At 60.9% G+C, this 463-nt stretch carries 2 protein-coding genes; both read left to right on the plus strand.

Annotated features, from left to right (window positions below; genetic code table 11):
• The coding region (locus tag AB4Y92_RS25730) for an SRPBCC family protein (RefSeq protein ID WP_441822196.1) at nucleotides 1-326 on the plus strand (326 nt) is incomplete at its 5' end.
• 45 nt (nucleotides 327-371) lie between these two features.
• On the plus strand, nucleotides 372-463 hold a 92-nt coding region (locus AB4Y92_RS25735), incomplete at its 3' end, for a DUF1579 family protein (protein WP_441822197.1).

Below are 463 nucleotides of genomic sequence, written 5' to 3' on the forward strand. Positions count from 1 at the left end.
GCTTCAGCGGTGCGGAAAGCGGCATCGGCGCGGTCTATGCCTGGGATGGCGACAAGAATGTCGGCCAGGGGCGTATGGAGATCGTCGAGGCCTCGGCTCCGCGCAAGGTTGGATTGAGGCTCGATTTCATCAAGCCCTTCGAGGCTCATAACGAGGTCACATTCGCCCTCGAACCTCGCGGGGCAGTGACCGAGGTGATCTGGACCATGACCGGCCCGGCACCGTTCCTCGCCCGGATCATGCACGTCTTCTTCAACGTCGATCGCATGATCGGAGGTGATTTCGAGACCGGCCTCGCCAATCTGAAGATGGCGGCCGAGCGCTAGACCTGTCTCATGTCCCGAAGATCCAGCACAGAGGAGGATAAGCCCATGCAGACTGTCGAACCGCAGGACGAGCATCGCTGGCTTCAGCAGCTCGTCGGCAACTGGACCTACGAATCGAACTGCTCGCCTGACAAGCC

The sequence above is a fragment of the Lysobacter sp. TAB13 genome, from assembly GCF_052113885.1.
Lineage (GTDB): Bacteria > Pseudomonadota > Gammaproteobacteria > Xanthomonadales > Xanthomonadaceae > Lysobacter > Lysobacter gummosus.